Origin of the sequence: Streptomyces roseolilacinus, assembly GCF_014649335.1 — a bacterium.
In the GTDB taxonomy this organism is placed as follows: Bacteria; Actinomycetota; Actinomycetes; order Streptomycetales; family Streptomycetaceae; genus Streptomyces; species Streptomyces roseolilacinus.
This window is the reverse complement of sequence record NZ_BMSV01000006.1, coordinates 482019-503320: the sequence shown is the minus strand read 5'-3', so window position 1 is coordinate 503320 and position 21302 is coordinate 482019. Positions and strand designations below refer to the sequence as shown.

The 21302-nt window shown below is 75.5% G+C and carries 22 protein-coding genes; 9 read left to right on the top strand and 13 right to left on the bottom strand.

Features of this window, described 5'->3' with window-relative positions; all coding sequences use genetic code 11:
- Positions 1-23: 23 nt before the first annotated feature.
- Complete coding sequence (locus IE106_RS17650) at positions 24-1634, bottom strand: AMP-binding protein (protein WP_189535009.1); 1611 nt, start codon at positions 1632-1634, stop codon at positions 24-26.
- Positions 1635-1645: 11 nt separating this feature from the next.
- Entirely contained in the window at positions 1646-2398 is a 753-nt protein-coding gene (locus tag IE106_RS17645) for a beta/alpha barrel domain-containing protein (protein WP_189535007.1), read from the bottom strand.
- Positions 2399-2946: 548 nt separating this feature from the next.
- Here IE106_RS17645 and IE106_RS17640 point away from each other — a divergent pair.
- From IE106_RS17640 to IE106_RS17630, 3 genes are all read left to right on the top strand, one after another.
- The gene (locus IE106_RS17640; protein ID WP_229840531.1) at positions 2947-3435 is read left to right on the top strand and encodes a DUF7144 family membrane protein; all 489 of its coding nucleotides are present in this window, start codon (positions 2947-2949) and stop codon (positions 3433-3435) included.
- 69 nt (positions 3436-3504) lie between these two features.
- Positions 3505-5394, top strand: a complete 1890-nt coding sequence (locus IE106_RS17635) for a S9 family peptidase (RefSeq protein WP_373295952.1) — start codon at positions 3505-3507, stop codon at positions 5392-5394.
- A gap of 22 nt (positions 5395-5416) precedes the next feature.
- Positions 5417-6184 (top strand): SURF1 family protein, encoded by a 768-nt coding sequence (locus IE106_RS17630; RefSeq protein ID WP_189535005.1) that lies wholly within the window; start codon positions 5417-5419, stop codon positions 6182-6184.
- 52 nt (positions 6185-6236) lie between these two features.
- Here IE106_RS17630 and IE106_RS17625 read toward each other — a convergent pair whose 3' ends face one another.
- The 7 genes from IE106_RS17625 to IE106_RS17595 form a co-directional block, all read right to left on the bottom strand.
- Entirely contained in the window at positions 6237-7799 is a 1563-nt protein-coding gene (locus tag IE106_RS17625; RefSeq protein WP_189535003.1) for a hypothetical protein, read from the bottom strand.
- Positions 7796-8485, bottom strand: coding sequence for a SigE family RNA polymerase sigma factor (locus IE106_RS17620; protein ID WP_189535001.1), 690 nt, complete (start codon positions 8483-8485; stop codon positions 7796-7798). The genes IE106_RS17625 and IE106_RS17620 overlap by 4 nt, the downstream gene beginning before the upstream one ends.
- Positions 8486-8781: 296 nt before the next feature.
- Positions 8782-9900: an aspartate-semialdehyde dehydrogenase gene (locus IE106_RS17615; RefSeq protein ID WP_189534999.1), complete on the bottom strand. Its 1119-nt coding sequence runs from the start codon at positions 9898-9900 to the stop codon at positions 8782-8784.
- Between the two features lie 21 nt (positions 9901-9921).
- A complete protein-coding gene (locus IE106_RS17610) occupies positions 9922-11193 on the bottom strand; it encodes an aspartate kinase (RefSeq protein WP_189534997.1) in 1272 nt (423 codons plus the stop codon).
- A gap of 260 nt (positions 11194-11453) precedes the next feature.
- Positions 11454-12113: a DUF5063 domain-containing protein gene (locus tag IE106_RS17605; RefSeq protein WP_189534995.1), complete on the bottom strand. Its 660-nt coding sequence runs from the start codon at positions 12111-12113 to the stop codon at positions 11454-11456.
- Positions 12106-12705: a recombination mediator RecR gene (gene recR, locus IE106_RS17600; RefSeq protein ID WP_031132641.1), complete on the bottom strand. Its 600-nt coding sequence runs from the start codon at positions 12703-12705 to the stop codon at positions 12106-12108. The genes IE106_RS17605 and recR overlap by 8 nt, the downstream gene beginning before the upstream one ends.
- A gap of 118 nt (positions 12706-12823) precedes the next feature.
- Positions 12824-13159 carry a YbaB/EbfC family nucleoid-associated protein gene (locus IE106_RS17595; protein ID WP_189534992.1) on the bottom strand — a complete coding sequence of 112 codons (336 nt, stop codon included), beginning with the start codon at positions 13157-13159 and terminating at the stop codon, positions 12824-12826.
- A gap of 372 nt (positions 13160-13531) precedes the next feature.
- Here IE106_RS17595 and IE106_RS17590 point away from each other — a divergent pair, with 372 nt between their 5' ends.
- On the top strand, positions 13532-14233 hold the full coding sequence (locus IE106_RS17590) for an SLATT domain-containing protein (protein ID WP_189535104.1): 702 nt from the start codon (positions 13532-13534) through the stop codon (positions 14231-14233).
- Between the two features lie 21 nt (positions 14234-14254).
- Here IE106_RS17590 and IE106_RS17585 read toward each other — a convergent pair whose 3' ends face one another.
- The 3 genes from IE106_RS17585 to IE106_RS17575 all read right to left on the bottom strand — a co-directional run bounded on the left by IE106_RS17585 (position 14255) and on the right by IE106_RS17575 (position 16229).
- Positions 14255-14905 carry a putative DNA-mimic protein gene (locus IE106_RS17585; protein WP_189534990.1) on the bottom strand — a complete coding sequence of 217 codons (651 nt, stop codon included), beginning with the start codon at positions 14903-14905 and terminating at the stop codon, positions 14255-14257.
- 113 nt (positions 14906-15018) lie between these two features.
- The gene (locus IE106_RS17580; RefSeq protein WP_189534988.1) at positions 15019-15744 is read right to left on the bottom strand and encodes a GntR family transcriptional regulator; all 726 of its coding nucleotides are present in this window, start codon (positions 15742-15744) and stop codon (positions 15019-15021) included.
- Positions 15745-15869: 125 nt separating this feature from the next.
- Positions 15870-16229 (bottom strand): PLP-dependent aminotransferase family protein, encoded by a 360-nt coding sequence (locus IE106_RS17575; RefSeq protein WP_189534987.1) that lies wholly within the window; start codon positions 16227-16229, stop codon positions 15870-15872.
- A gap of 507 nt (positions 16230-16736) precedes the next feature.
- On the opposite strand from IE106_RS17575, the gene IE106_RS17570 reads away from it, so the two are divergent.
- From IE106_RS17570 to IE106_RS17550, 5 genes are all read left to right on the top strand, one after another.
- Entirely contained in the window at positions 16737-17516 is a 780-nt protein-coding gene (locus IE106_RS17570) for a putative protein N(5)-glutamine methyltransferase (protein WP_189534985.1), read from the top strand.
- A gap of 197 nt (positions 17517-17713) precedes the next feature.
- Positions 17714-18121: a hypothetical protein gene (locus tag IE106_RS17565; protein ID WP_189534983.1), complete on the top strand. Its 408-nt coding sequence runs from the start codon at positions 17714-17716 to the stop codon at positions 18119-18121.
- Between the two features lie 11 nt (positions 18122-18132).
- Positions 18133-18948, top strand: a complete 816-nt coding sequence (locus IE106_RS17560) for an ATP-binding cassette domain-containing protein (RefSeq protein ID WP_229840527.1) — start codon at positions 18133-18135, stop codon at positions 18946-18948.
- Positions 18945-20243 carry a DUF7224 domain-containing protein gene (locus IE106_RS17555; RefSeq protein ID WP_189534981.1) on the top strand — a complete coding sequence of 433 codons (1299 nt, stop codon included), beginning with the start codon at positions 18945-18947 and terminating at the stop codon, positions 20241-20243. Before IE106_RS17560 ends, IE106_RS17555 begins: the two co-directional genes overlap by 4 nt.
- Positions 20240-20863 (top strand): hypothetical protein, encoded by a 624-nt coding sequence (locus IE106_RS17550; protein WP_189534979.1) that lies wholly within the window; start codon positions 20240-20242, stop codon positions 20861-20863. Before IE106_RS17555 ends, IE106_RS17550 begins: the two co-directional genes overlap by 4 nt.
- 7 nt (positions 20864-20870) lie before the next feature.
- Here IE106_RS17550 and IE106_RS17545 read toward each other — a convergent pair whose 3' ends face one another.
- On the bottom strand, positions 20871-21233 hold the full coding sequence (locus IE106_RS17545) for a hypothetical protein (RefSeq protein WP_229840526.1): 363 nt from the start codon (positions 21231-21233) through the stop codon (positions 20871-20873).
- Positions 21234-21302 lie beyond the last annotated feature (69 nt).

The window sequence follows — 21302 nt, the reverse complement described above, 5'->3', positions numbered from 1 at the left end:
GTCGCCGGGCCGCCCGGCCGGGCTCAGGTCCACTTGCCGCTGCCGAACGTCGCGCCGGTGCCGAGGACCTGTTCGCGCAGCGCGGCCCTCCTGACCTTCCAGGTGGCCGTCCTGGGCACGTCCTCCCAGGGCACCGTGCGCGGCGGGGCCAGGGCCGGCAGGCCCGCGGTGGCCCGCTCCCACTCCCGCGGGTCGAGGCGGTCGCCCCGCATGCACAGGACGGGGACGGGCGGCTGCCCGGGGACGCCGAGCACGGTCACGTCGGAGGCGTTCTCCAGCCGCTCCAGCAGCGTGCTCTCCAGCTCGATGCAGCTGATGCCCGGGACCATGTCGACCTCCCGGTCGATCAGGCGCACCCTGCCGAACCCGGCGCGCACGCCGAGGTCGCCGCTGTTCCACCACCTGCCGTCGAGCTTGGCGCGGTAGCGGTCGTCCTCGCCCAGGTAGGTGAGGCAGCGCGCCCGGGTGGAGACCATGATGATCCCCGGCTTGCCCCGGGCCTGCCTGCGGCCGGTCTCGGGGTCGACGACGTCGAGGCCCACCAGCATCGGCCAACCCGTGTTCGTCGCGTCCGGCCGGGCCTTCGCCCGCACCGTCCGGCGGGTGAACAGGTTCGCCATGATGCCGGTGATCTCGGACTGCCCGAGCCCCCAGCCCCACACGGGGAACCTCCTGCGGGAGGCGCCGAGGAACTTGCGGACCGTGCGCGGGTGCACGGCGTCGAAGGTGCTGACGTACAGCCGCGTCCGCGCGAACAGCTCGGGCCGCTCGTCGACCAGTTGCTCCCAGTGCTGGAACACGTTGGGGAACGCCTCCAGCGACGTGGGGCGGTGCTCCTCCAGCACCCTCTCCACGGTGGCCAGGCCCGGGTCGGAGACGGCCACGAGCTTGCGCGGCGCCATCTTCAGCTGGGACGACGCCCAGGCCACGACCCGGATGTGGGCGAAGGAGACGGCCGCCGCGACCACGTCGTCGCGCCGGGTCGTGAGCAGCGGGAGCCGGTACCGCTCCATCCGCGGCGGGAAGCGTCCGACGGCCGTGTTCGCCGTGTGCAGCACCAGCTTGGGCACGCCCGTCGTGCCGGAGGTGTGCGTGGCGATCATGGGGTCGTCGTCGCCGCCCGGCCGCGCGGGCGCCGCCGGCCCGCCCCGCAGCTCGTCCAGCGGGACGGCCCCGCCGCCCCCGGCGCCGGACGGCCCGGCGCGGACGACGCGCACGGCCTCGTCGGCGAGCTCCACCCCGGCCTCGGCGGCGCGGGCGAGCAGCCCGGTGCCCGCGACGAGGAGCCTGGGGGCGGCCCGGTCCACCATGGTCCGCACCGACTCCAGCGAGGCGATCGGCGCGATCATGACGGGGACCGCGCCGATCCTGGCCGCGCCCGCCGCGAGCAGCACCATGTCGAAGTGGTTCTCCTTGGACACGACGACGCGGTCGCCCCGGCGCAGCCCCGCCGCGTGGAGGCAGTCGGAGAGCTCGCGCACCGCCGCCGCGAGGGCGGGCCCGTCGTACACGAGGCCCCCGTCGGGCGCGATGTCGAACGGCCGGTCGACGTGGAGCACACTCTGGCGGGCCTGCTCGGCGTGCCAGTCGAAGACCCGGCCGAGGTGGAAGGACGACGTGGTGCGCCGTGCCATGCCCGTCCCCCTCAGCCCTCGCCGTGGACGACGGCCCGCAGCTCGGCGGTGGCGCGCACGGGGTCGGGGGCGCCGAACATGCGGCGCCCGACGCACAGTCCGGCCACGCCGGCGCCCATCGCGGCCTTCGCGGACTCGCAGAACGCCTCCCAGGTGCCCTCGCTCTGCCCGCCCGCCAGGACGACGGGCACGGGCACGGTCGCGGCGAGCTCCGCCACGTACGCGTCGCCGGGGTGGGCGGCCTTGACGATGTCGGCGCCCAGTTCGGCGGCGACGCGGGCGGCGTGCAGGACGGCGGGGCCGGGGTCGCGCTCGTCGGTCCGTACGTACGTCATGACCAGCAGCGGGACGCCGAGCCGGTCGCAGGTGGCGGCCAGGGAGCCCAGGTCGGCGAGGGCCCGCCGGTCCTCGGCCGAGCCGCCGCCGAGTGTGATGTGCGCGGAGAGCGCGTCGGCGCCGAGCGCGAGGGCGGCCTCGGGGTCGCAGACGCGGGTCTTCAGCTCGGGCTGGGGGCTCAGGGCGGTGTTGCCGGAGAGGTGCACGACGAGGGCGGTGCCGCGCTGCGCCGGCATGTGGTGGGCGGCGGAGCCGCGGTGGGTGACCACCCCGTCGGCGCCGCCCGCCACGGCGGCCGCCATGACCGAGCCCATGTCCGAGAGCCCGCCGACGGCGCCGAGGGTCAGCGAGTGGTCCACGGCGATGAGCAGGGCCTTGCCGTCCGCCCCGAAGAGCCGGCGCAGTCGGCGTTCTTTTCCAGTCACCATCTTGTGCTCCTTCAACTCCTCGGGGGTTCGCACATGCGAGACGCCCGGCCGGGGTCCCGGTCGGGCGTCGGTGCTCGGGTGGTGCGAGGGGGCGCTGCGGCCGGCGGGCGTGCCGGCCTCGGGGTCCTCCGGGCCGGCGCGGCGGCCGTGCCGGTCTCCCCGCGCGCGGGCGGCGGCGTGGGGACGGGTGGTGCGCGGGGCGGGGCCGGTGCGGGCGCGGCCGGCGGGGACCCGTTCGTCCCGGAGGCGCGGCTTCGTACCGGGCGCGGGAGGCGCGGGCGGGACGAGGAGGCCGGGGACGGGCCGGAGAAGCGTTCGCTTCCGGTTTCCGGGCACGGCGAACGTGGGGGAAGCGTGACACGGCCGGGTCCCGTTCCCCCACCCCCCTCCGGTGTGATCCGCGCCACACCGGCCAGGGGGCGGGCCGCGTCGCCCGAACGGGCGCCGCCGGCTCGCCGCGCGGTCCACGGCGCCGCAGGCTGCTCGTACACGCGCCGTGCCCCGGGCTCCGGGGCACGGCAGGCGTACGGCGGCGAGAGGGCACGGCGATGAGCGACACGGCGGGGCACGGCCACGACCGGGCACCCGGTCACGCCCACGCGCACCACGAGCGCGGCGGCGCCACCCGCACCCCCGGCGGAGGACCGGCGGCCGGTGGCGACTGGGCGTCGGCCGGGGCGATGTTCGCCGGGGTGCTGCTGCTGGTGCAGGGCGTGCTCGGCATGGTCCAGGGCGCCGCGGGCATCGTCGAGGACGAGGTGTACGGCGTCCTCGGCGGCTACGTGTTCGAGCTCAGCGTCAGCGCGTGGGGCTGGATCCACCTGGTGCTCGGGCTGGTCCTCGCCGTGATCGGCTGGGGCGTCCTGCGGGGCGCGGACTGGGCGAGGGCGGTCGGTGTCGCGCTCGCCTCGCTGGCGGTGATCGCCAACTTCGTCTGGCTGCCGTACCAGCCGGTCTGGGGCCTCGTCTCGATCGCGATCGGCGTCCTCGTCGTCTGGGCCCTGTGCACCACCGACACCCCGCCGGCCCCCCGCTGACCCCGCCGCGCCACCGGCGGCCTCCCCCGGCCCGGCGGGACGCCGGCGGGCCGGAGCATGATGGACGGCATGACTGAGCCGACCGACGTCCCCGCGACCGTGCCCACCGAACCCGCCCGACCCACCGGATCCCCCGCGCCCGCCGACCGCGACTGGTCGGCCCTGCCCGACTGGGAGAAGCGGTTCCGCGCGCCGCGGGTGTCCCTGCCCGAGTGGGCGCTGGACGCGCCGGCCCGGGCGCTGTTCGTGTCGAACGCGACGGGGACGTACGAGCTGTACGCCTGGGACCGGGACACGGGCGGGCAGCGGCAGGCCACGGACCGGCCGAACGGCACGACGGACGGGGTGCTCACCCCGGACGGCGAGTGGATCTGGTGGTTCGCGGACACGGACGGCGACGAGTTCGGCGTGTGGATGCGGCAGCCGTTCGCGGGCGGCGCGGACGAGCCGGCGGTGCCCGGCCTGGCCCCGTCCTACCCGGCGGGCCTCGCCCTCGGCCGGGACGGCACGGTGGTCGTCGGCCGGTCCACGGAGGAGGAGGGCACCACCGTCCACGTCGTCCGGCCGGGCGGGGAGCCGGTGGAGATCTACCGGCACCGCGAGTCGGCCGGGGTCGGGGACCTGTCGCACGACGGGACGCTCGTGGCGATCGAGCACACCGAGCACGGCGACGCGATGCACGCGTCGCTGCGGGTGGTGCGGCTGGACGGCGCGCTGGTGGCGGAGCTGGACGACACCAAGGGCGGCACGAAGGACCTGGGCCTGGCGGTGATGGGCTTCGCCCCGGTCGACGGCGACCGGCGGCTGCTGGTGGGGCACCAGCGGCGCGGCCGGTGGGAGCCGATGATCTGGGACGTCGCGTCGGGCCGGGAGACAAACCTGGACCTGGACCTGCCCGGGGACGTGAGCGCCGAGTGGTACCCGGACGGCTCTGGGCTCCTGATCGCCCACGGCTTCGAGGCGCGCAGCGAACTGTGGCGGTACGACCTCGCGTCGCGGCGGCTGTCGCGGGTGGACACGCCGGCCGGTTCGGTGGCGGGCGCGACGGCCCGCCCGGACGGCACGGTGGAGTACCTGTGGTCGTCGGCGGCGGTGCCGCCCGTGGTGCGGTCGACGACCGGCGCGGTCGTCCTCGACCCGCCCGGCCCGCAGGCGCCGCCCTCGGTGCCGGTGGAGGACGTGTGGGTGGAGGGCCCCGGCGGCCGCGTCCACGCGCTGGTGCAGCGGCCGGCGGGGGCGACGGGCCCGCTGCCGACCGTGTTCGACCTCCACGGCGGCCCGGCCTGGCACTACAGCGACACGTTCTCGGCGGCGCCCGCCGCCTGGGTGGACGCCGGGTACGCGGTGGTGCGGGTGAACTACCGGGGCTCCACCGGGTACGGGCGCGAGTGGACCGACGCGCTGCGGCACCGGGTGGGGCTGATCGAGCTGGAGGACGTCGCGGCGGTCCGCGAGTGGGCGGTGTCCTCGGGCCTCGCCGACCCGGAGCGGCTGGTGCTGACGGGCGGCTCGTGGGGCGGCTACCTGACGCTGCTGGGGCTGGGGACGCAGCCGGACGTGTGGGCGGTGGGCATCGCGGACGTGCCGGTCGCCGACTACGTGGCGGCCTACCAGGACCAGATGGAGGCGCTGCGGCCACTGGACCGGACCCTGTTCGGCGGCTCCCCGGAGGAGGTGCCCGAGCGGTTCCGCGCCTCGTCCCCCATCACGTACGTGGACCAGGTGCGGGCGCCGGTGTACATCGCGGCGGGCGTCAACGACCCGCGCTGCCCGATCCGGCAGGTGGAGTACTACGTGGAGCGGCTCGCGGCGCGCGGCGCGGTGCACGAGGTGTACCGGTACGACGCGGGTCACGGCTCGCTGGTGGTGGAGGAGCGCGTCAGGCAGCTGCGGCAGGAACTGGAGTTCGCCGCGCGGCACGTGCCCGCCACGAGCGGGACCCGGCAGGGGAACGGGTGACCGCGTTCCGTACCGTGGAGGGGTGTACCGGTTCCTGACGACACCCCGCTGGTGGGGGATCAACGTCTTCGTGCTGCTGGCGATCCCGTTCTGTCTCTTCATGGGGACCTGGCAGCTGGGCAGGTTCGAGGACCGCGTCGACTCGCACCAGGAGGCGGAGCGGCAGCCCGCCGTCCGGGCCGCGCAGGCGGCGGCGCCGCTGACGGAGCTGCTGCCCGTCGACAAGGAGACGTCGGGCCGCCAGGCGACGGCGAGCGGCCGGTACGGGAGGCAGTTCCTCGTCCCCGGCCGCGAGCTGGACGGCAGGACCGGGTCGTACGTGCTGACGCTGCTGCACACCCCGCAGGGCAAGGCCCTGCCGGTGGTGCGGGGCTGGCTGCCGAAGGGCGGCACCGCCCCGGCGCCGCCGTCCGGCGAGGTGACCGTGACCGGTGCGCTCCAGGCGTCGGAGCACGCCGGGAGCACCGGCGTCCGGACGGCGGGCGGCCTGCCGGCCGGCCAGCTGGGCATCATCAGCGCGGCGTCGCTGGTCAACCTGGTGCCGGACGACGTGTACGACGCGTGGGTGACACTCGGGGACTCCCCCGCCGGCCTGGTCCCCGTCCCGGCGGCCGCGGCGGCGGGCACGGGCCTGGACCTGAAGGCGTTCCAGAACCTCGGCTACACGGGCGAGTGGTTCGCCTTCGCGGGCTTCGTCCTGTTCATGTGGTTCCGCCTGGTCCGCCGGGAGGCGGAGGCGGAGCGGGACCGCGCCCTGGGCCTGGACCCGGAGGCCCCGGGCCTCGGCTGATCCCGCCGCCCGCCGCGGCCCCGCCCGGCGGGCGCGGCGGGCGGGCGGAGGGTCACCCGGCCGGGAGGAGGCCGGTGCGGTAGATGGTCCCGGCGCAGGCGCCGGAGATGGTCGCCACCGCCTGCGGGCCGCCCGCTCCGGGGGTGTACGTCACGCTGACGCCGCCGTCCGCGTCACCCTCCGCGCGCATCAGCTGCGGCTCGGTCGCCGCCGTGCCGGTGTCCGCGCCGCCCTCCGCCGAACCGGTGGCCGTGCCGCCCGCGGTCGGCGGGGGCTCCTCGCTCGGGGTGGAGGGGGTGGGCTCGGGCGACTGGCCGCCGCCCCCGTCGGCGTTCCCGCCCCCGTCGCCGCCGTCCCCGCTGCCGCCTCCGCTGCCGCCGTCCACCGGGCAGCTCTCGCTCGGCACCCAGGCGAACCGCACCTCGTACGCGCCGGACGGCTTCAGCACCAAGCTGCCGACCGTCTCGGAGGAGCCGGGCAGGCCGGACGCCGCGTCCCCGTCCGTGTGCCGGACGACGCTGACGCGGCCCGGGTCGGCCGCGCCGCTCGTGGCGAAGCCGACCGTGCCGGCCGTGGCGACGGTGCAGTCGCTGGAGGAGACGTTGGCGATGCGGAACGTGCCGTAGACCGCGCCGTCCCCGCCGGGGGCGCCCGCCTCGGCGACGCTCACCCCGAGCTGTTCCGCCCGGCACGCCTGGAGCGCCGCCGGGGCGGAGGCCCCCCGGCCGGGCGTGCCGTCCGTGCCGTCGGAGGCGCTGGTGCCGGCGGACGAGGGGGTCCGCGACGGGTCGGCGCCGTCCTTGCGGGAGCCGTCCGGCTCGCCGGAGGGGTTGCCGGCGGCCTGCTCGCCGGCGAGGCCGCTGGTGCCGCCCTGGACCTCCGCGCCGTGGCCGGCGTTGACCGGGTTGGCGTCGACGCCGCCGCCGGAGGTGGCGACGTGCACGAAGGCGGGCACGCCGGTGCCGAGCAGGATCACCGCGGCGGCCGTGCCGACCAGGGCCTGCCGCTTCCGGGCCCGCCGCGCGGGCACGGCCCGCCGGAGGTGGTCGAGCGCGCCGGTGGACGGCTCCAGCCCGTCCACGGCCCCGTGCAGCAGGCGCCGCAGCGCCGCCTCGTCCCCGTCGAGCCCGTCGGCCTCGTCTTCGTGTCCGTGTCCGAGGAGGCCCAGCACGTCGATCGGGTCGGTGCCGGCCCCGTCCCGGCCGGCCGCGCGTCCGCCGGCCGCTTCCCGGGCCGCGTCCGGAGCCGTACCGTCCCGGTCGGTGCCGTCCCGACCTGTGCCGTCCCGGTCGGCCGCGTGCGCCTCGGCCGCCCCGGGGTCGTCGGCCGTACCGTCCCGGGCCGCGTCCGGAGCCGTACCGTCCCCGTCGGCGCCGTCCCCGTCGGCCGGGGGCCGGGCCGGGGTGTCCGTGGCGGGGGGCCGGGCGGCGTCCTCGGGCGACGGGGCGGGGGCGGCCCCCGCCGGGGTGCCTTCGGCGGGTTCCGAGGCCGGGGGGGTGTCCCCGGGGGTCGGGGTGCCGGGGGTTTCTGGGGTGTTCACCGCGTTGCTTCCAGTCCGGTCGTTCGACGGCCCGTCCGGCCCGTTGTGCTCGTGGCTCTCGGCTCGGCCGCTCATGCCTTCGCTCCCATGGAGACGCGCAGTGCGGCGATGCCGCGGGAGCCGTACGCCTTCACCGACCCGAGCGATATGCCCAGGGTCTCGGCGACCTGTGCCTCCGTCATGTCCGCGAAGTACCGCAGGACCAGCACCTCCCGCTGGCGGCGCTGCAGCCCGCGCATCGCCTTGATCAGCGCGTCGCGTTCCAGCTGGTCGTACGCGCCCTCCTCCGCGCTCGCCATGTCCGGCATCGGCTTGGAGAGCAGCTTCAGCCCGAGTATGCGGCGGCGCAGGGCGGACCGGGAGAGGTTCACGACGGTCTGGCGGAGGTACGCCAGGGTCTTCTCGGGGTCGCGGACCCGCTTGCGGGCGGAGTGGACGCGGATGAACGCCTCCTGGACGACGTCCTCGCAGGAGGCCGTGTCGTCGAGGAGCAGCGCGGCGAGACCGAGCAGCGACCGGTAGTGGGCGCGGTAGGTCTCGGTGAGGTGGTCGACGGTGGTGCCCGACGTCACCGTGCCGTCGGCACCCTCACGCGGGAGCGGGGCGCGGGCACGGCGCGTGGCGGGCATGGGTGCGATCACCGGCATGCCACCTCCGTGCCGCCGGTCGCGCGGGGCCCGCTGGGGCGGCCGCAGGAGCGGAAGGACCGCCGCGCCGCCGCGCAGGGGGGCCGCCGGTGTGATGTCGAGTACCTCTGCCACGCCTGTTGGACACGTCGCCCCCCGTCAGGGTTGTACGCGCACGCCGCCGTATCTGACGGTGCGTCGTTGGCCCTCATCCGTATCCGCTCTCCCCATCGCCCCGTTCGCGCGGCAGCACAGGGGCGACCGCGGAGACGCCCTTCGCCGACCACCGGTTGCGGCGGGAGGGCGGGGGCATCGTCGAACATGCCATCACCCCAGTTCACACGGCACCGGCCGGAGAATTTCACACAGGGCGTTCACAGATCCTACAAAGAGCCGTCGCCGCGTCCACCGGGTATCGCCGCTCGGCATGGTCAGGACGGCGCCGCGCGGGCCGCGGCGAGTTCGGCCGCGACGGACTCCGCGATCTGGGCGGTGTTGAGCGCGGCGCCCTTGCGGAGGTTGTCGCCGCAGGCGAAGAACTCCAGGACCCGTTCGTCGTCGAGGCCGCGGCGGACCCGGCCGACCCACGTCGGGTCGGTGCCGACGACGTCGGCGGGGGTGGGGAAGTCGCCGGCGGCCGGGTCGTCGTACAGGACGACGCCGGGCGAGGTGGCGAGGATCTCGTGGGCGCGCGCCACGGTCACGGGCCGTTCGAAGCGGGCGTGCACGGCGACGGAGTGGGTGGTGACGACGGGGACGCGCACGCAGGTCGCGGTGACCCGCAGCCCGGGCAGGTCGAGGATCCTGCGGGTCTCGGCGCGCACGCGCAGCTCCTCGGAGGACCAGCCGCCGTCCTGGGGCGTGCCGGACCAGGGCACGACGTTGAGGGCGAGGGGCGCGGCGAACGGCTCCGCCCCGTCGTCGCCGAGCGCCCTGCGGACGTCTCCGGGGGCCGTGCCCAGCTCCGTGCCGGCGACGGCCGCGAGCTGGCCGCGCAGGGCGGCGATCCCCGCCTGCCCGGCGTCGGACGCGGCCTGGTACGCGGAGACGACCAGCTCGTCGAGGCCGAACTCGGCGTGGAGCGCGCCGACGGCGACGATCATCGCGAGCGTGGTGCAGCCGGGCCCGGCGACGATGCCGCGCGGGCGGATCCGGGCGGCGTGCGGGTTGACCTCGGGGACGACGAGCGGCACGTCCGGGTCGGCGCGGAACGCGGGCGAGGCGTCGACGACGACGGCGCCCTGCGCGGCGGCGATCGGCGCCCAGCGGGCGGCGACCTCCTCCGGCGCCAGGAACACCGCGACGTCGACGCCCCGGAGCGTGTCCTCGCCGAGCGGGAGGACCTCGGTCCACGCGCCGCGCACGGCCAGCCCGCGGTCGGCCGGGTGCGGCGACGGGCCCCCTCCCCGCGCGGACGGGGCGGGGGGCCCGGAGGAGAGCAGGCGTATCTCGCCCCAGACGTCGGCGCGCTGCGACAGGATCTGGAGCATGACGGCGCCCGCGGCCCCGGTCGCGCCGACGACCGCGAGCGCCGGCTTCCGGCTCGTCACCGGGTCAGGACGTCCGGGCCGTCAGCGGCCCGTGCCGCCGTAGACGACCGCCTCGGCCGAGTCGCTGTCCAGGCCGAAGGCCGTGTGGACGGCGCGGACGGCCTCGTTGACGTCGTCGGCCCGGGTGACGACCGAGATGCGGATCTCGGAGGTGGAGATCAGCTCGATGTTCACCCCGGCGTCGGACAGCGCCTCGAAGAACGACGCGGTGACGCCCGGGTTGGTCTTCATGCCCGCGCCGACGAGGGAGATCTTGCCGATCTGGTCGTCGTAGCGGAGGGACTCGAAGCCGATGGCGTCCTTCTGCTTCTCCAGGGCGTCGATGGCCTTGCGGCCCTCGGTCTTGGGGAGCGTGAAGGAGATGTCCGTCAGGCCGGTGGACGCCGCGGAGACGTTCTGGACGACCATGTCGATGTTGATCTCGGCGTTCGCGATGGTGCGGAAGATCGCGGCGGCCTCGCCCGGCTTGTCGGGCACGCCGACGACGGTGATCTTCGCCTCGGAGGTGTCGTGGGCGACACCGGAGATGATGGCCTGCTCCACCTTGCGGTCCCCTCGCGGTTCGTTGCTGACCCACGTGCCCTGGAGCCCCGAGAAGGAGGAGCGGACGTGGATCGGGATGTTGTATCGGCGTGCGTACTCGACGCAGCGGTGCAGGAGCACCTTGGAGCCGGAGCTGGCGAGCTCCAGCATGTCCTCGAAGGAGATCCAGTCGATCTTCCGGGCCTTCTTCACGACCCGCGGGTCGGCGGTGAAGACGCCGTCGACGTCCGTGTAGATCTCGCACACCTCGGCGTCCAGCGCCGCGGCGAGGGCCACGGCGGTGGTGTCGGAGCCGCCCCGGCCGAGGGTGGTGATGTCCTTCTTGTCCTGGGACACGCCCTGGAAGCCGGCGACGATGGCGATGTTGCCCTCGTCCAGCGCGGTGCGGATGCGGCCCGGCGTGACATCGATGATGCGCGCTTTGTTGTGGACCGAGTCGGTGATGACGCCTGCCTGGCTGCCCGTGAACGACTGGGCCTCGTGGCCCAGGTTTTTGATCGCCATGGCCAGCAGGGCCATGGAGATACGCTCTCCGGCGGTCAGCAGCATGTCGAACTCACGCCCGGCAGGGATCGGGGATACCTGCTCGGCGAGATCGATCAGCTCGTCCGTCGTGTCGCCCATCGCCGAAACCACGACGACCACCTGGTGGCCGTTCTTCTTGGCATCGACGATTCGCTTGGCGACGCGCTTGATGCCCTCGGCATCGGCAACGGAGGAGCCTCCGTACTTCTGCACGACAAGGCCCACGTGCGCTCCTCGCTCAGTCCGTTTGCGGTCGGCTCAGTCTAACGAGCGACCGGGAAACGCCCCCCGGATGTCACATCCTGAGATGTCCTGCCCGTCCGGTGGCCGTGCGGGGGGCGTCGCCCGGCCACGCCGGGACCCTGCCCATCCACCGGGCGCCCACGCGGAATGTGTCCCGGCTCACGCCGCGGGACGCGGCGGGGGCGCGGGCGGGACCGCGGGACGGGACCGCGAGTGGGCGGAGGCGCGACGCGGGGGCCGGGCTACTGGTGGGAGCGCAGGCCCAGCGGCGCGGCGATCTCCTGGAGCATCACCCGGCCCGCCTCCTCCGCCAGCGCCTCGTCCGCCACGTCCTCGTCCGTGTCCAGCCCGTCCAGCGCCTCCAGCGGCTGGTCCAGCCGGACGTGGGAGACCAGGGACTGCAGCGCCCGCAGGGTCGCCGAGGCCGTGGGCCCCCAGTTGGAGAAGTACGAGAACTGCCACCACCACAGCGCCTCGGTCGTCCGCCCCGCCCGGTAGTGGGCCAGCCCGTGCCGCAGGTCGGTGATGATGTCGGCCAGGTTGTCGGAGATCCGGCACGGCACCGGCGCCTTGCGCGGCTCGTACGGGTCGAAGACCTCCGAGAAGACGTCCACCGGGTCCAGCAGCACGGCGAACCGTTCCCGCAGGTCGTCGACGTCCATGTCGGGACCCGTGTCCGGTTCGTACCGCTCCTCGGGGAGGATGTCCTCGTGCGCCCCGAGCCTGCCGCCGGCGAGCAGCAGCTGCGAGACCTCCAGCAGCAGGAAGGGGATCGCGCTGGCGGGCTCGTCCCCCTTGGCCACCTCCGTGGTGGCCACGATGAAGGACTCGATGGAGTCGGCGATCTGGACCGCGAAGCTGTCGGGGTCCAGTGAGTGGGCGTGGAGAGTGGCGTCAGACATCGAGGAGTCGTCTCCCTTCGAACGCGCGACCGAGCGTGACCTCGTCGGCGTATTCAAGGTCTCCGCCAACGGGCAGCCCGCTGGCGAGGCGCGTGACCTTCAGGCCCATGGGCTTGACCATCCGCGCCAGGTAGGTCGCGGTGGCCTCCCCCTCCAGATTGGGGTCGGTCGCCAGGATCAGCTCGGTGACCGTGCCGTCCGCGAGGCGGGCCAGCAGCTCCCTGATCCTCAGGTCGTCGGGGCCCACGCCCTCGATCGGGCTGATCGCGCCGCCGAGCACGTGGTACCGCCCCCGGAACTCGCGCGTCCGCTCGATGGCGACGACGTCCTTGGGCTCCTCGACCACGCAGACCACCGCGTCGTCCCGGCGCGGGTCGCGGCAGATGCCGCACCGCTCCTCCTGGGCGACGTTCCCGCAGACCGCGCAGAACCGGACCTTCTCCTTCACTTCCAGCAGCGCGTGGGCCAGCCGCCGCACGTCCGTCGGCTCCGCCTGGAGGATGTGGAAGGCGATCCGCTGCGCGCTCTTGGGACCGACGCCGGGCAGCCTGCCCAGTTCGTCGATGAGGTCCTGGACCACGCCTTCGTACAACGGAACGCCTCTCCGGGAGTGCAGTCTTGGTGGTTACGGTAGTAGGTGCGGGGTGCGCCGCAGAAGACTCGGTGTGAACCCGCCGCGTCAGCGGGGTGAGCAGTCGGCGCCCGCCGGGTCAGAACGGCAGGCCCGGCATTCCGCCCAGTCCCTGGGTCAGCGGGCCGAGCTTCTGCTGCTGGAGCTGCTGCGCGTTCTCGTTCGCCGCCTGCACGGCCGCGACGATCAGGTCCGCGAGCGTCTCCGTGTCCTCCGGGTCGACCGCCTTGGGGTCGATGACCAGGCCCCGCAGCTCGCCCGAGCCGGTGACCGTGGCCTTCACCAGGCCGCCGCCGGCCTGGCCGTCGACCTCCGTGCGGGCCAGCTCCTCCTGCGCCTTCGCGAGGTCCTGCTGCATCTTCTGGGCCTGCTGGAGCAGCTGCTGCATGTTGGGCTGGCCACCACCGGGGATCACGGTCACTCCTGCGCGTCGACGACGATTCTTCGGTTACGCCGAGCCTACGTGGTCCTCGCGCGGCGCGCCCCACGCGCACCGCTCCACTCCTTCGGGTGAACCGCTGGCGCGCCCCCGCCTGATCACGCCCCTCTTCCGTGCGGAAAACCCGTGATTCGGCCACCGGGGACCGCCATTCGGCGGTAGGAAGGGCTCCGCACAATCCATCCTCTTACCCTCCCCCCGGCCCCCCACGCCCCGGCCGCCGCCGCCCGACCCCCTGACCACCCCCACCACCCCCACCGCCCCCACCGCCCCACACCACCCCGTATCGCCGTACGTCACGCAGAGTCACGCAGAGTGCAGAGGAGTGCCCCGGTGAGCCAGCCGGAGATGCAGCCCGGGAGGCCCGCCCGGGGGGAGGACCTGAGGGGACGGCCGTTCCCGCTCGGTGACTGGGGTGAACCGGCCGAGCGGTTGCACGAGCTGTACCGGTGGGTCGAGGCGAGCGCCCTGCGCACCGTCGACTGGTACCTCGCCGACCGGGTGTGGAAGCGCCGCGGCGCCCGCGCCCTGCGGGCCGGCACGGCGCTGGGCGGTGTCCTGGGCGCCGCGCTGCCGCTGCTGGACCTGACGGACGCCCTGGACGGCGCGGCCGGCTGGGGCTACCTGTCGCTGCTGCTCGCCGGGGCGTGCCTGGCGTGCGACCGGTACTTCGGGGTGACGTCCGGCTGGATGCGGGACGTGGCGACGGCGCAGGCGGTGCAGCGGCGCCTGCTGGTCCTGCAGTTCGACTGGTCGTCGGAGAGCGTCCGGGAGGTGCTGGGCCCCGCGGAGGGCACGGCCGCCGAGGCGGCGGAGCGCTGCCTGGGGGTGCTGCGCCGGTTCTCGGAGGACGTGACGGAGCTGGTGCGGGCGGAGACGGCGGACTGGATGGTGGAGTTCCGGGCGGGCCCGGCGCAGCTGGCCACGCAGGCCCTGAACGCCGCGCCCCCGCGCTCCGAGCCGGGGCCGGGCCAGACCGGGAGCCGCTTCCCGCTGCCCCCGGCGGCCCGCCCGAACATGCCCCGCCAGCGTCCCCCGGAGCCCCGCTGAGCCCGCCGGGCCGCGGCCCCCTCAGCTGAAGATGATCATCGAGCCCTGGCCCAGGCTCCGGGTGGCCGCCGCGTGCAGGCCCAGCCAGACGTGCCGCTCGCGCGCGAAGGGGTTGTCGTCGTACGGGACGGGCGCCGCCGGTTCCTCCAGCGAGGTCGGGTGGCGGGGCGGGGCGGGCGCGGCCGGCGGGTTGGCCGGGTCGATGCCGATGGCCGGGGCGACGTACTCCAGCTCCCGCAGCAGCCCCTGCGCGGAGCCCAGCGGGCCGCCCCCGGCGAGCAGTTCCTCGGTGGAGAGCGGCGCGGGGAAGTCCACCGGCACGTAGGCGCCGGCGTGGTCGTAGTGCCAGACCAGGTGGGACCGCTGGGCGGTCGGCTCGAACATCTCCAGCAACTGCTCGTAGTCGCCGCCGAGTTCGTCGACGGGCGTCACGGCGAGGCCGCAGACCTGGAGCAGGTAGGCGCGGCGCAGGAAGTGCAGGGCGTCGTAGTCGAACCCGGCGACCGGCGCCACGTCGCCCGACAGGCCGGGCATGTACGCGAAGACGGGCACGGTCGGCAGCCCCGACTCGGTCAGCGCCCGGTCGTACGCGGCGATCTCCTCGGCGAAGGGGTTGTCGGGGCTGTGGCACAGCACGTCGACCAGGGGGACCAGCCACAGGTCACAGGCCAAGGTGGACTCGCTCTCGGATCGGGGCGTCTGCTGGGTGGGGGCACAGGGCGGTCCTGCGCCGCGGACGTAGGGTCACAGTGATACCCGGTGGCACGGCCGCCGAAGCGCCGGGGCTACTCGGGGCGTTCGGGCTCCCGGCGGGGCGCGGGGAGGCGTTCCAGGTGGTCGGCCCAGCGCAGGGAGTGGGTGCGGTACGCGCCGAGGGCGGCGACGACCCGCCGCGTCGAGCCCGCCGCGACGGCCTCCGCCACCTCCTCGTGCCCGCTCCACAGCCAGTCGCGCCCCCGCCGGTCGCCCCGCAGGTGCGGCACGGCGAACACCCACGCCTGGACGCGCAGCCGGTGCAGGAAGTCGGCGATGTAGTGGTTGGCGACGAGCCCGCCCAGCTCCCGCCAGAACCGCACGTCGTAGGCGATCAGGATGTCGAGGTCCCCGGCGCGTGCGGCGCGCGCGGCCGCCTCGGCGCGCCGCCGCACGGAGACGAGCGCCTCGTCCGGCACGCACCCGCGTCCCGTCCCGGTCCGCGCCCCGTCGGCCGGGTGGCGGCGCAGGATGCCGTCGACGATCAGGGAGCGGGCCTCGATCATGCCCCGGTAGTCGTCGACCGTGAACTGGTGGACGCGGAAGCCCTTGTGCTGGTCGGAGTCGAGCAGTCCCTGCGCCGACAGGTCGACCAGCGCCTCCCGCACGGGCGTCGCGGACACGCCGTACTGCTCGGCGATCTGTTTGACGGTGAACTCCCGGCCCGGCTGGAGACGCCCCGCGAGCACCTCGTCACGCAGCGCGTCCGCGATCTGCTGGCGCAGGGTACTGCGGGTCACAGGTCCGCTCGCGGGCATGGGCAGGTCCCCTCCGTCCGGTTTCGGACACCTTAAGCCAGTCGGAGGGGGTCACCTGTAGGGGTCGGACGAGACGGAGGTCACACGGGCCGGTCACCCGGCCGGGTCGTGTCCGGGGCGCCGGGTCACCCCGTGTGCCCGTCCGCCGCGGCCGGCGCCGCGCCGAGCGCCGCGAGGCCCTCCTTGGCCTCCGCGTCGGCGGGGTCGCGCGCGGGGACGACGTGGGTGCGGTTCGTGTGGACGGAGGGCCGCGGCCCGTGCGCCCGGCAGGCTGCGGTGGAGGCCGCCGTCGGGTCCCCGGCCCCGCCCGCCGCCCCGTGCGGCACGAGCGGCTCGCGCGTCTCCCGGTCCCGTACGGGCTCCGGCGCCCGGAAGGCGCCCGGGCCCCGCGCCTGCCCCGTCGGCGGGTGCCGTTCGGCGGGCCCGCGCGGGCCCGGCCCGAGGACCCGGCGCCGGGGCCGGGCGCGTGACGGGCCGTCCGCCACGGGAGCCGGGCGCGTGACGGGCCGCCCGCCGCAGGGGAGGACCGCGCGCGTGACGAGGCGTCAGCCACGGGGCCGTGCGCGTCACCGGGCGGGGCCGTGCCGTCGGGTAGGGTGCCCGGGACGTCACCAGGACGCGCGAGGACCGAGGAGGTGGGACCCATCAACGCCAGGCAGGACTGGGTGCTCCCCTCCGAGGGCGGTACGGCGACCACGCCGCGGCCGTAACGAGACCGCCGGGAGCGCCGCATCGCGTACGCGGCCCCGAAAGGCTTTCCCGTGCCCCCGACTTCTCCGTCACCGGCCTCCGACTCCCCCCTGCCCGTCGCCCGCCCGGCGTCCGGCGGCACCCCGACACCGGTCGCCCCCGCGGCACCCGCCGCCCCTCCGGCACCCCCCGCACCCGCCGCCCCTTCGGCGTCCGGCCACGCTTCGGCGCCCGCCGTCCTTGCGGCACCCCCCGTCCCCTCGGCGGCCGGCGGCGCGACGCGCCCCCTCGACCCGCCCGGGGTGGTCGCCGCCCTGCGGGCCGCCGGGTGCGTGTTCGCCGAGGACGAGGCGGAACTGCTGCTCGCCGCCGCCCGCACCCCCGCCGCGCTGGCCGCCATGGTGGCGCGCCGCGCCGCCGGCCACCCGCTGGAACACGTCGTCGGCTGGGCCGAGTTCGGCGGGCTGCGGGTCGCCGTCGACGAGGGCGTGTTCGTCCCGCGCCGCCGCACCGAGTTCCTCGTCGAGCAAGCCGCCGCGCTCGCCCCGCGCGGGGCCCGCCCGGTCGTCGTCGACCTGTGCTGCGGTACGGGCGCGCTGGGCGCCGCCCTCGTCACCGCCCTGGACGGCGCCGCCGAGCTGCACGCCGCCGACATCGACCCGGCCGCCGTGCGCTGCGCCCGCCGCAACGTCGCGCCCCTGGGCGGCCGGGTCCACGAGGGGGACCTGTTCGCCGCGCTCCCGTCCGCCCTGCGGGGCCGGGTCGACGTGCTGCTGGCGAACGTCCCGTACGTCCCCACCGCCGAGGTGGCCCTCCTGCCCGCCGAGGCCCGCCTCCACGAGGCCCTGGTCGCCCTCGACGGCGGCGCGGACGGGCTCGACGTGCTGCGCAGGGTCGCGGCGCGGGCGGAGCACTGGCTGGCGCCGGGCGGGAGCCTGCTGTTCGAGACCAGCGGGGCCCAGGCGCCCGCGGCCGTCCGGATAGCCGAGGGGTCCGGCGGGCTCGCCGCCCGGACCGCCACGTGCGACGACCGGTACGCGACGGTCGTCATCGCGACCCGTCCGCGCCCCCGGCCTTCATGAGCGGGCGGATTCCCGCCAACCACGCCCACCCAGGTCGGCGAAATCCCTGGCCACAAGGGCGGCACTCGGCGCTCGGGAGTGTTTTCCGGCCATCCCTCCCGCTTTGTGATCACGCTCACACGGAGACGATCAATGACGGGTTAGCGTCAAGTGTGGCTGACCACCACACAACCGAAAAAAGAAACAGGGGGAACATCATGACGCGTACCCGTATACGCATGGCCGCCGTCGGCCTCACCGCGGTGCTGGCCCTTCCGGCCGGTGTCGCCGTCGCCGGCGAGATCACCAACAGCCGCCTTCCCTTCTCGATCGCCACCGCGGGGTCGAAGGAGGACGGCGACCGCTGGAAGGGCGCCGGCTCGGGCCACGCCAAGGCCTGCGGCGACGTCCCGACGTCCGACCTCAAGACGTTCAGCGCCTACGTCTACCAGGACAAGTCGCTCATGCCCGACCCGAAGATCGCCTCGACGTCGAGGAACTACCGGGACGGGTTCGGCTGCGGCTCCTACGGCGGCACGACCACGGGCGGCAAGTACTACACCAAGGCGACCTGGGCGGGCGTTCCCGGAAGCCGCGCCGTCGGCTACGTCTCCGCGCACAACTGACCAGGAAGCACGTGTCCGTAGGAAGTGACATCGCCGCGGCCGGCACCACGCCGGTCGCGGCCGTCGAGGGCGCCACGGTCCGCTACAAGACCGTGGTCGCCCTCGACGGGGTGCACGCGGAGTTCCGTCCCGGCACCACCGCCCTGCTCGGCCCGAACGGCGCGGGCAAGACCACCCTGCTCTCCCTGCTGAGCACCGCCCGGCGCCCGCACGAGGGCACGGTGTCCCTGCTCGGCGAGCCGGTCGGCGGCCGCGCCCGCACCCGCCGGGTCCGCGAGCGCGTCGGCGTCCTGCCCCAGACCTTCGGCTACTACCCGCGCTTCACCGTCCGGGAGTTCGTCGAGTACGCGGCCTGGCTGCGCAAGGTGCCGCGCGCCCGGCGGGTCGAGCGGACCCGCGAGGCCCTGCGGCTGGTGGAGCTGGAGAAGCACGCGGACCGGCGCATGGGCGAGCTGTCCGGCGGCATGCTCCGCCGGGCGGGCATCGCGCAGGCCGTGGTCAACGAGCCCGCCCTCGTCCTGCTGGACGAGCCGACGGTCGGCCTGGACCCGGCCCAGCGGGTCGGTTTCCGCGGCCTCATCAAGGACCTGGGCGAGCGCTCCGCCGTGGTGATGAGCACCCACCTCGCCGAGGACGTCGCCCACGTCTGCGACCGCGTCCACGTCCTCCTGGACGGCCGGATGCGCTTCACCGGCTCCCTCGGCGAACTCTGCGCGCAGGCCCCCGGCGCCGGGCGCGACGGAACGGCCGCCGAGATCAACGGCTCGACGGTGGAGGCCGGTTACCTGGCCGTCGTCGAGCGGAACGGGAACGAGGACCGGCCGTGACGCGCGTACTCCTCCACGAGATGCGGCGCGGCGAGGCGGGCAGGGTGGCCCTGCTGTCGACCGTGGCCGGCGTCTGGTACCTGGCCTCCGCGGACCCCGCGACGAGCGACTGGATCGGCTGGTGGAACCAGGCCGGCATCAAGGTGCAGGTCTTCGGCGTCATCGTCATGGGCTCCCTGATGAGCGCCGCCGCCGCGTGGAGCGCGAGCCGCTCGCGGCGCACCCGCACCGCCCTGTGGGCGGACACCACGCCCCGGGGCGGCTGGCCGCAGGCCCTGCTGCTGTGGGCCGCGGCCTGGCTGTGGTCGCTGGTCGCGTACGCCGTCATGACGGCCATCGCCTTCGGGCGCACCGCGTCGGTCAGCGAGGTCACGGACCCGGTGTGGACCCCGCTGCTGCTGGGCGCCGCCATGACCGGTCTGCAGATCGCCGCCGGGGTCGCCGCGGGCACGCTGCTGCCGACCAGGATCACCGCCCCCGTCATGGGCCTGTTCTGGTACGCGCTGTTCGTCGTCCTCGCCTTCGCGCCCGACCTCCCCCTGGCCCATCTCTTCCCGGCCATCGACGACCACTGGGACACCGCGTTCCGCCCGCACACCACCCGCCTCCTCGTCGCGACCGCCTGGTGCGCCGCCGCCGCGCTCGCGCTGACGGCCGTGCCCGCGCTGGTGCGCCGCGGGGTGCCGTCGCCCGGCCCGCTCGCCGTGGTGCCCGCCGTGGTCGCGCTGGTGGCCGGGGGCGCGCTGCTCACCTTCCGGACGCCGCACCCCGACCCGTTCTGGGCGCTGCGCGCCGAGCAGCCCGCCCGGCCGGCCTGCGTCACCGAGGGCCGTACGAAGGCGTGCCTGTGGCCCGACGACCGGCACCTGCTACCCGCGGCCGCGGGCGCGGCCCGCACGGTGGACCGCGTCCTGGGGCCGCTCACCGGCTTCCACCGCTCCTTCCACGAGACGGGCCTGCGCCCCGCCGGCCCGGACAGCGCGGAGCTGCCGGTCCCGCAGCCGGTCCTGGACGAGCGCGCCATGACCGAACTGATGCTCGGCGCGGCCCTCCCCAAGCCGCCCTCCGACTGCGAACCGCACCTGCTGGAGGAGGCGGGCGGCTACCCCGACACGTTCCTGGTCGAGGCCGTGGTCCACTCCCGCGCCCGGCAGCCCGCCCCGTACTACGGCGACCGGTTCGCGGCCGCCCTCGAACGGGTCCTCAAGGCCCCCGCCGCCGCCCAGGACGCCTGGCTGAGCGGCGCGGCCCGCGAGATCCGCGCCTGCCGCCCCGTCCCCCCGCTGCCCCGGTGACCGGCCCGGTGCACCCCGTCCTCGCGCTCGCCCGCAGCCGCGACGTCCCGCGCGCCGCCGCCGGTTCGCTGCTCGTGGCGCTGGCCGCGACCGTCTTCACCGGCACCCGGGTGGACGTCCCGGACTTCCGCTACCTGGTGGACTTCAGCGTCCCGGTCGCGGCCGTGGCACCGGTGGCGTACGCGGTGGTGCTGGGCACCACCCTGTACTCCCCCATGGCGGACCTGGAGCACACGGCGGCCCAGCCCGTCGAGGCGTACCGCCGCGCGCAGCTCGTCGCGCTGACCCTGTTCGCCGTCGCCCTGTCGGCGCTGCCGATGGCGGCGGGCCTGCCCTTCGAGGTGTTCGCGGCGTCCGCCCGCAACGCCGCCGGGTACCTGGGCCTCGCGGTGATCAGCGCCCGCCTCTTCGGCAGCGGCCTGGCGTGGCTGCTGCCGCTGGGCACCTTCGGTCCGACGCTGCTGCTGGGCGTGGGCGAGGACAACACCCCGGAGTGGTGGGCCTGGTCCATCGAACGCGCCGCCACGTCCTCCGCCCTGGTCATCGCCGCCGTGCTGTGGCTGACCGCCCTCGTGCTGCCGGGCGCCCCGCCCCGCGCGGACGACCGGGCGGAGACGTAGCCCGTACTCAGCCCCCGCCCGGCGCGCCCGGCCCGCCCGGCAGCAGCGCCACGACCGCGCTGCGCAGCAGCAGCGGGTGCACGAACCGCCCCGGCCCGGTCGGCGGGCACCGCCACGCCAACGGCCAGGTGCGCCCCCTGAGCGCGGGCACCGGCACGTAGCTGATCTGCCCCGGCTCGCCGTTGAACCGCACCGCGACGGCGGGCCAGGGGCGCCGGTACGTGCTGCCGGGCGGCAGCAGGAAGTACGTGCCGCGCCGCCCGTTGACCTGCGTCACGATCGGCCCCGGGTCACCGCCCGTCATCCGCTCCAGGCAGTCGGCCACGAGCCGCCCGTCCATTCCGTCGAGCCGCACCGCGTCGAATTGCACGCCCGCCTTGCGGAGCTGATATCCCGAAAGGGGAACCCAGTCAAGCCGTTCCCTGGAACTTCTCGATTT

Bases quoted from the DNA above. Each gene is read 5' to 3' on its own strand.
- IE106_RS17650 (WP_189535009.1), bottom strand. From the start codon at position 1,634: ATGGCACGGCGCACCACGTCGTCCTTCCACCTCGGCCGGGTCTTCGAC.
- IE106_RS17645 (WP_189535007.1), bottom strand. From the start codon at position 2,398: ATGGTGACTGGAAAAGAACGCCGACTGCGCCGGCTCTTCGGGGCGGAC.
- IE106_RS17640 (WP_229840531.1), top strand. From the start codon at position 2,947: ATGAGCGACACGGCGGGGCACGGCCACGACCGGGCACCCGGTCACGCC.
- IE106_RS17635 (WP_373295952.1), top strand. From the start codon at position 3,505: ATGACTGAGCCGACCGACGTCCCCGCGACCGTGCCCACCGAACCCGCC.
- IE106_RS17625 (WP_189535003.1), bottom strand. From the start codon at position 7,799: ATGAGCGGCCGAGCCGAGAGCCACGAGCACAACGGGCCGGACGGGCCG.
- IE106_RS17605 (WP_189534995.1), bottom strand. From the start codon at position 12,113: ATGTCTGACGCCACTCTCCACGCCCACTCACTGGACCCCGACAGCTTC.
- IE106_RS17590 (WP_189535104.1), top strand. From the start codon at position 13,532: ATGCAGCCCGGGAGGCCCGCCCGGGGGGAGGACCTGAGGGGACGGCCG.
- IE106_RS17580 (WP_189534988.1), bottom strand. From the start codon at position 15,744: ATGCCCGCGAGCGGACCTGTGACCCGCAGTACCCTGCGCCAGCAGATC.
- IE106_RS17565 (WP_189534983.1), top strand. From the start codon at position 17,714: ATGACGCGTACCCGTATACGCATGGCCGCCGTCGGCCTCACCGCGGTG.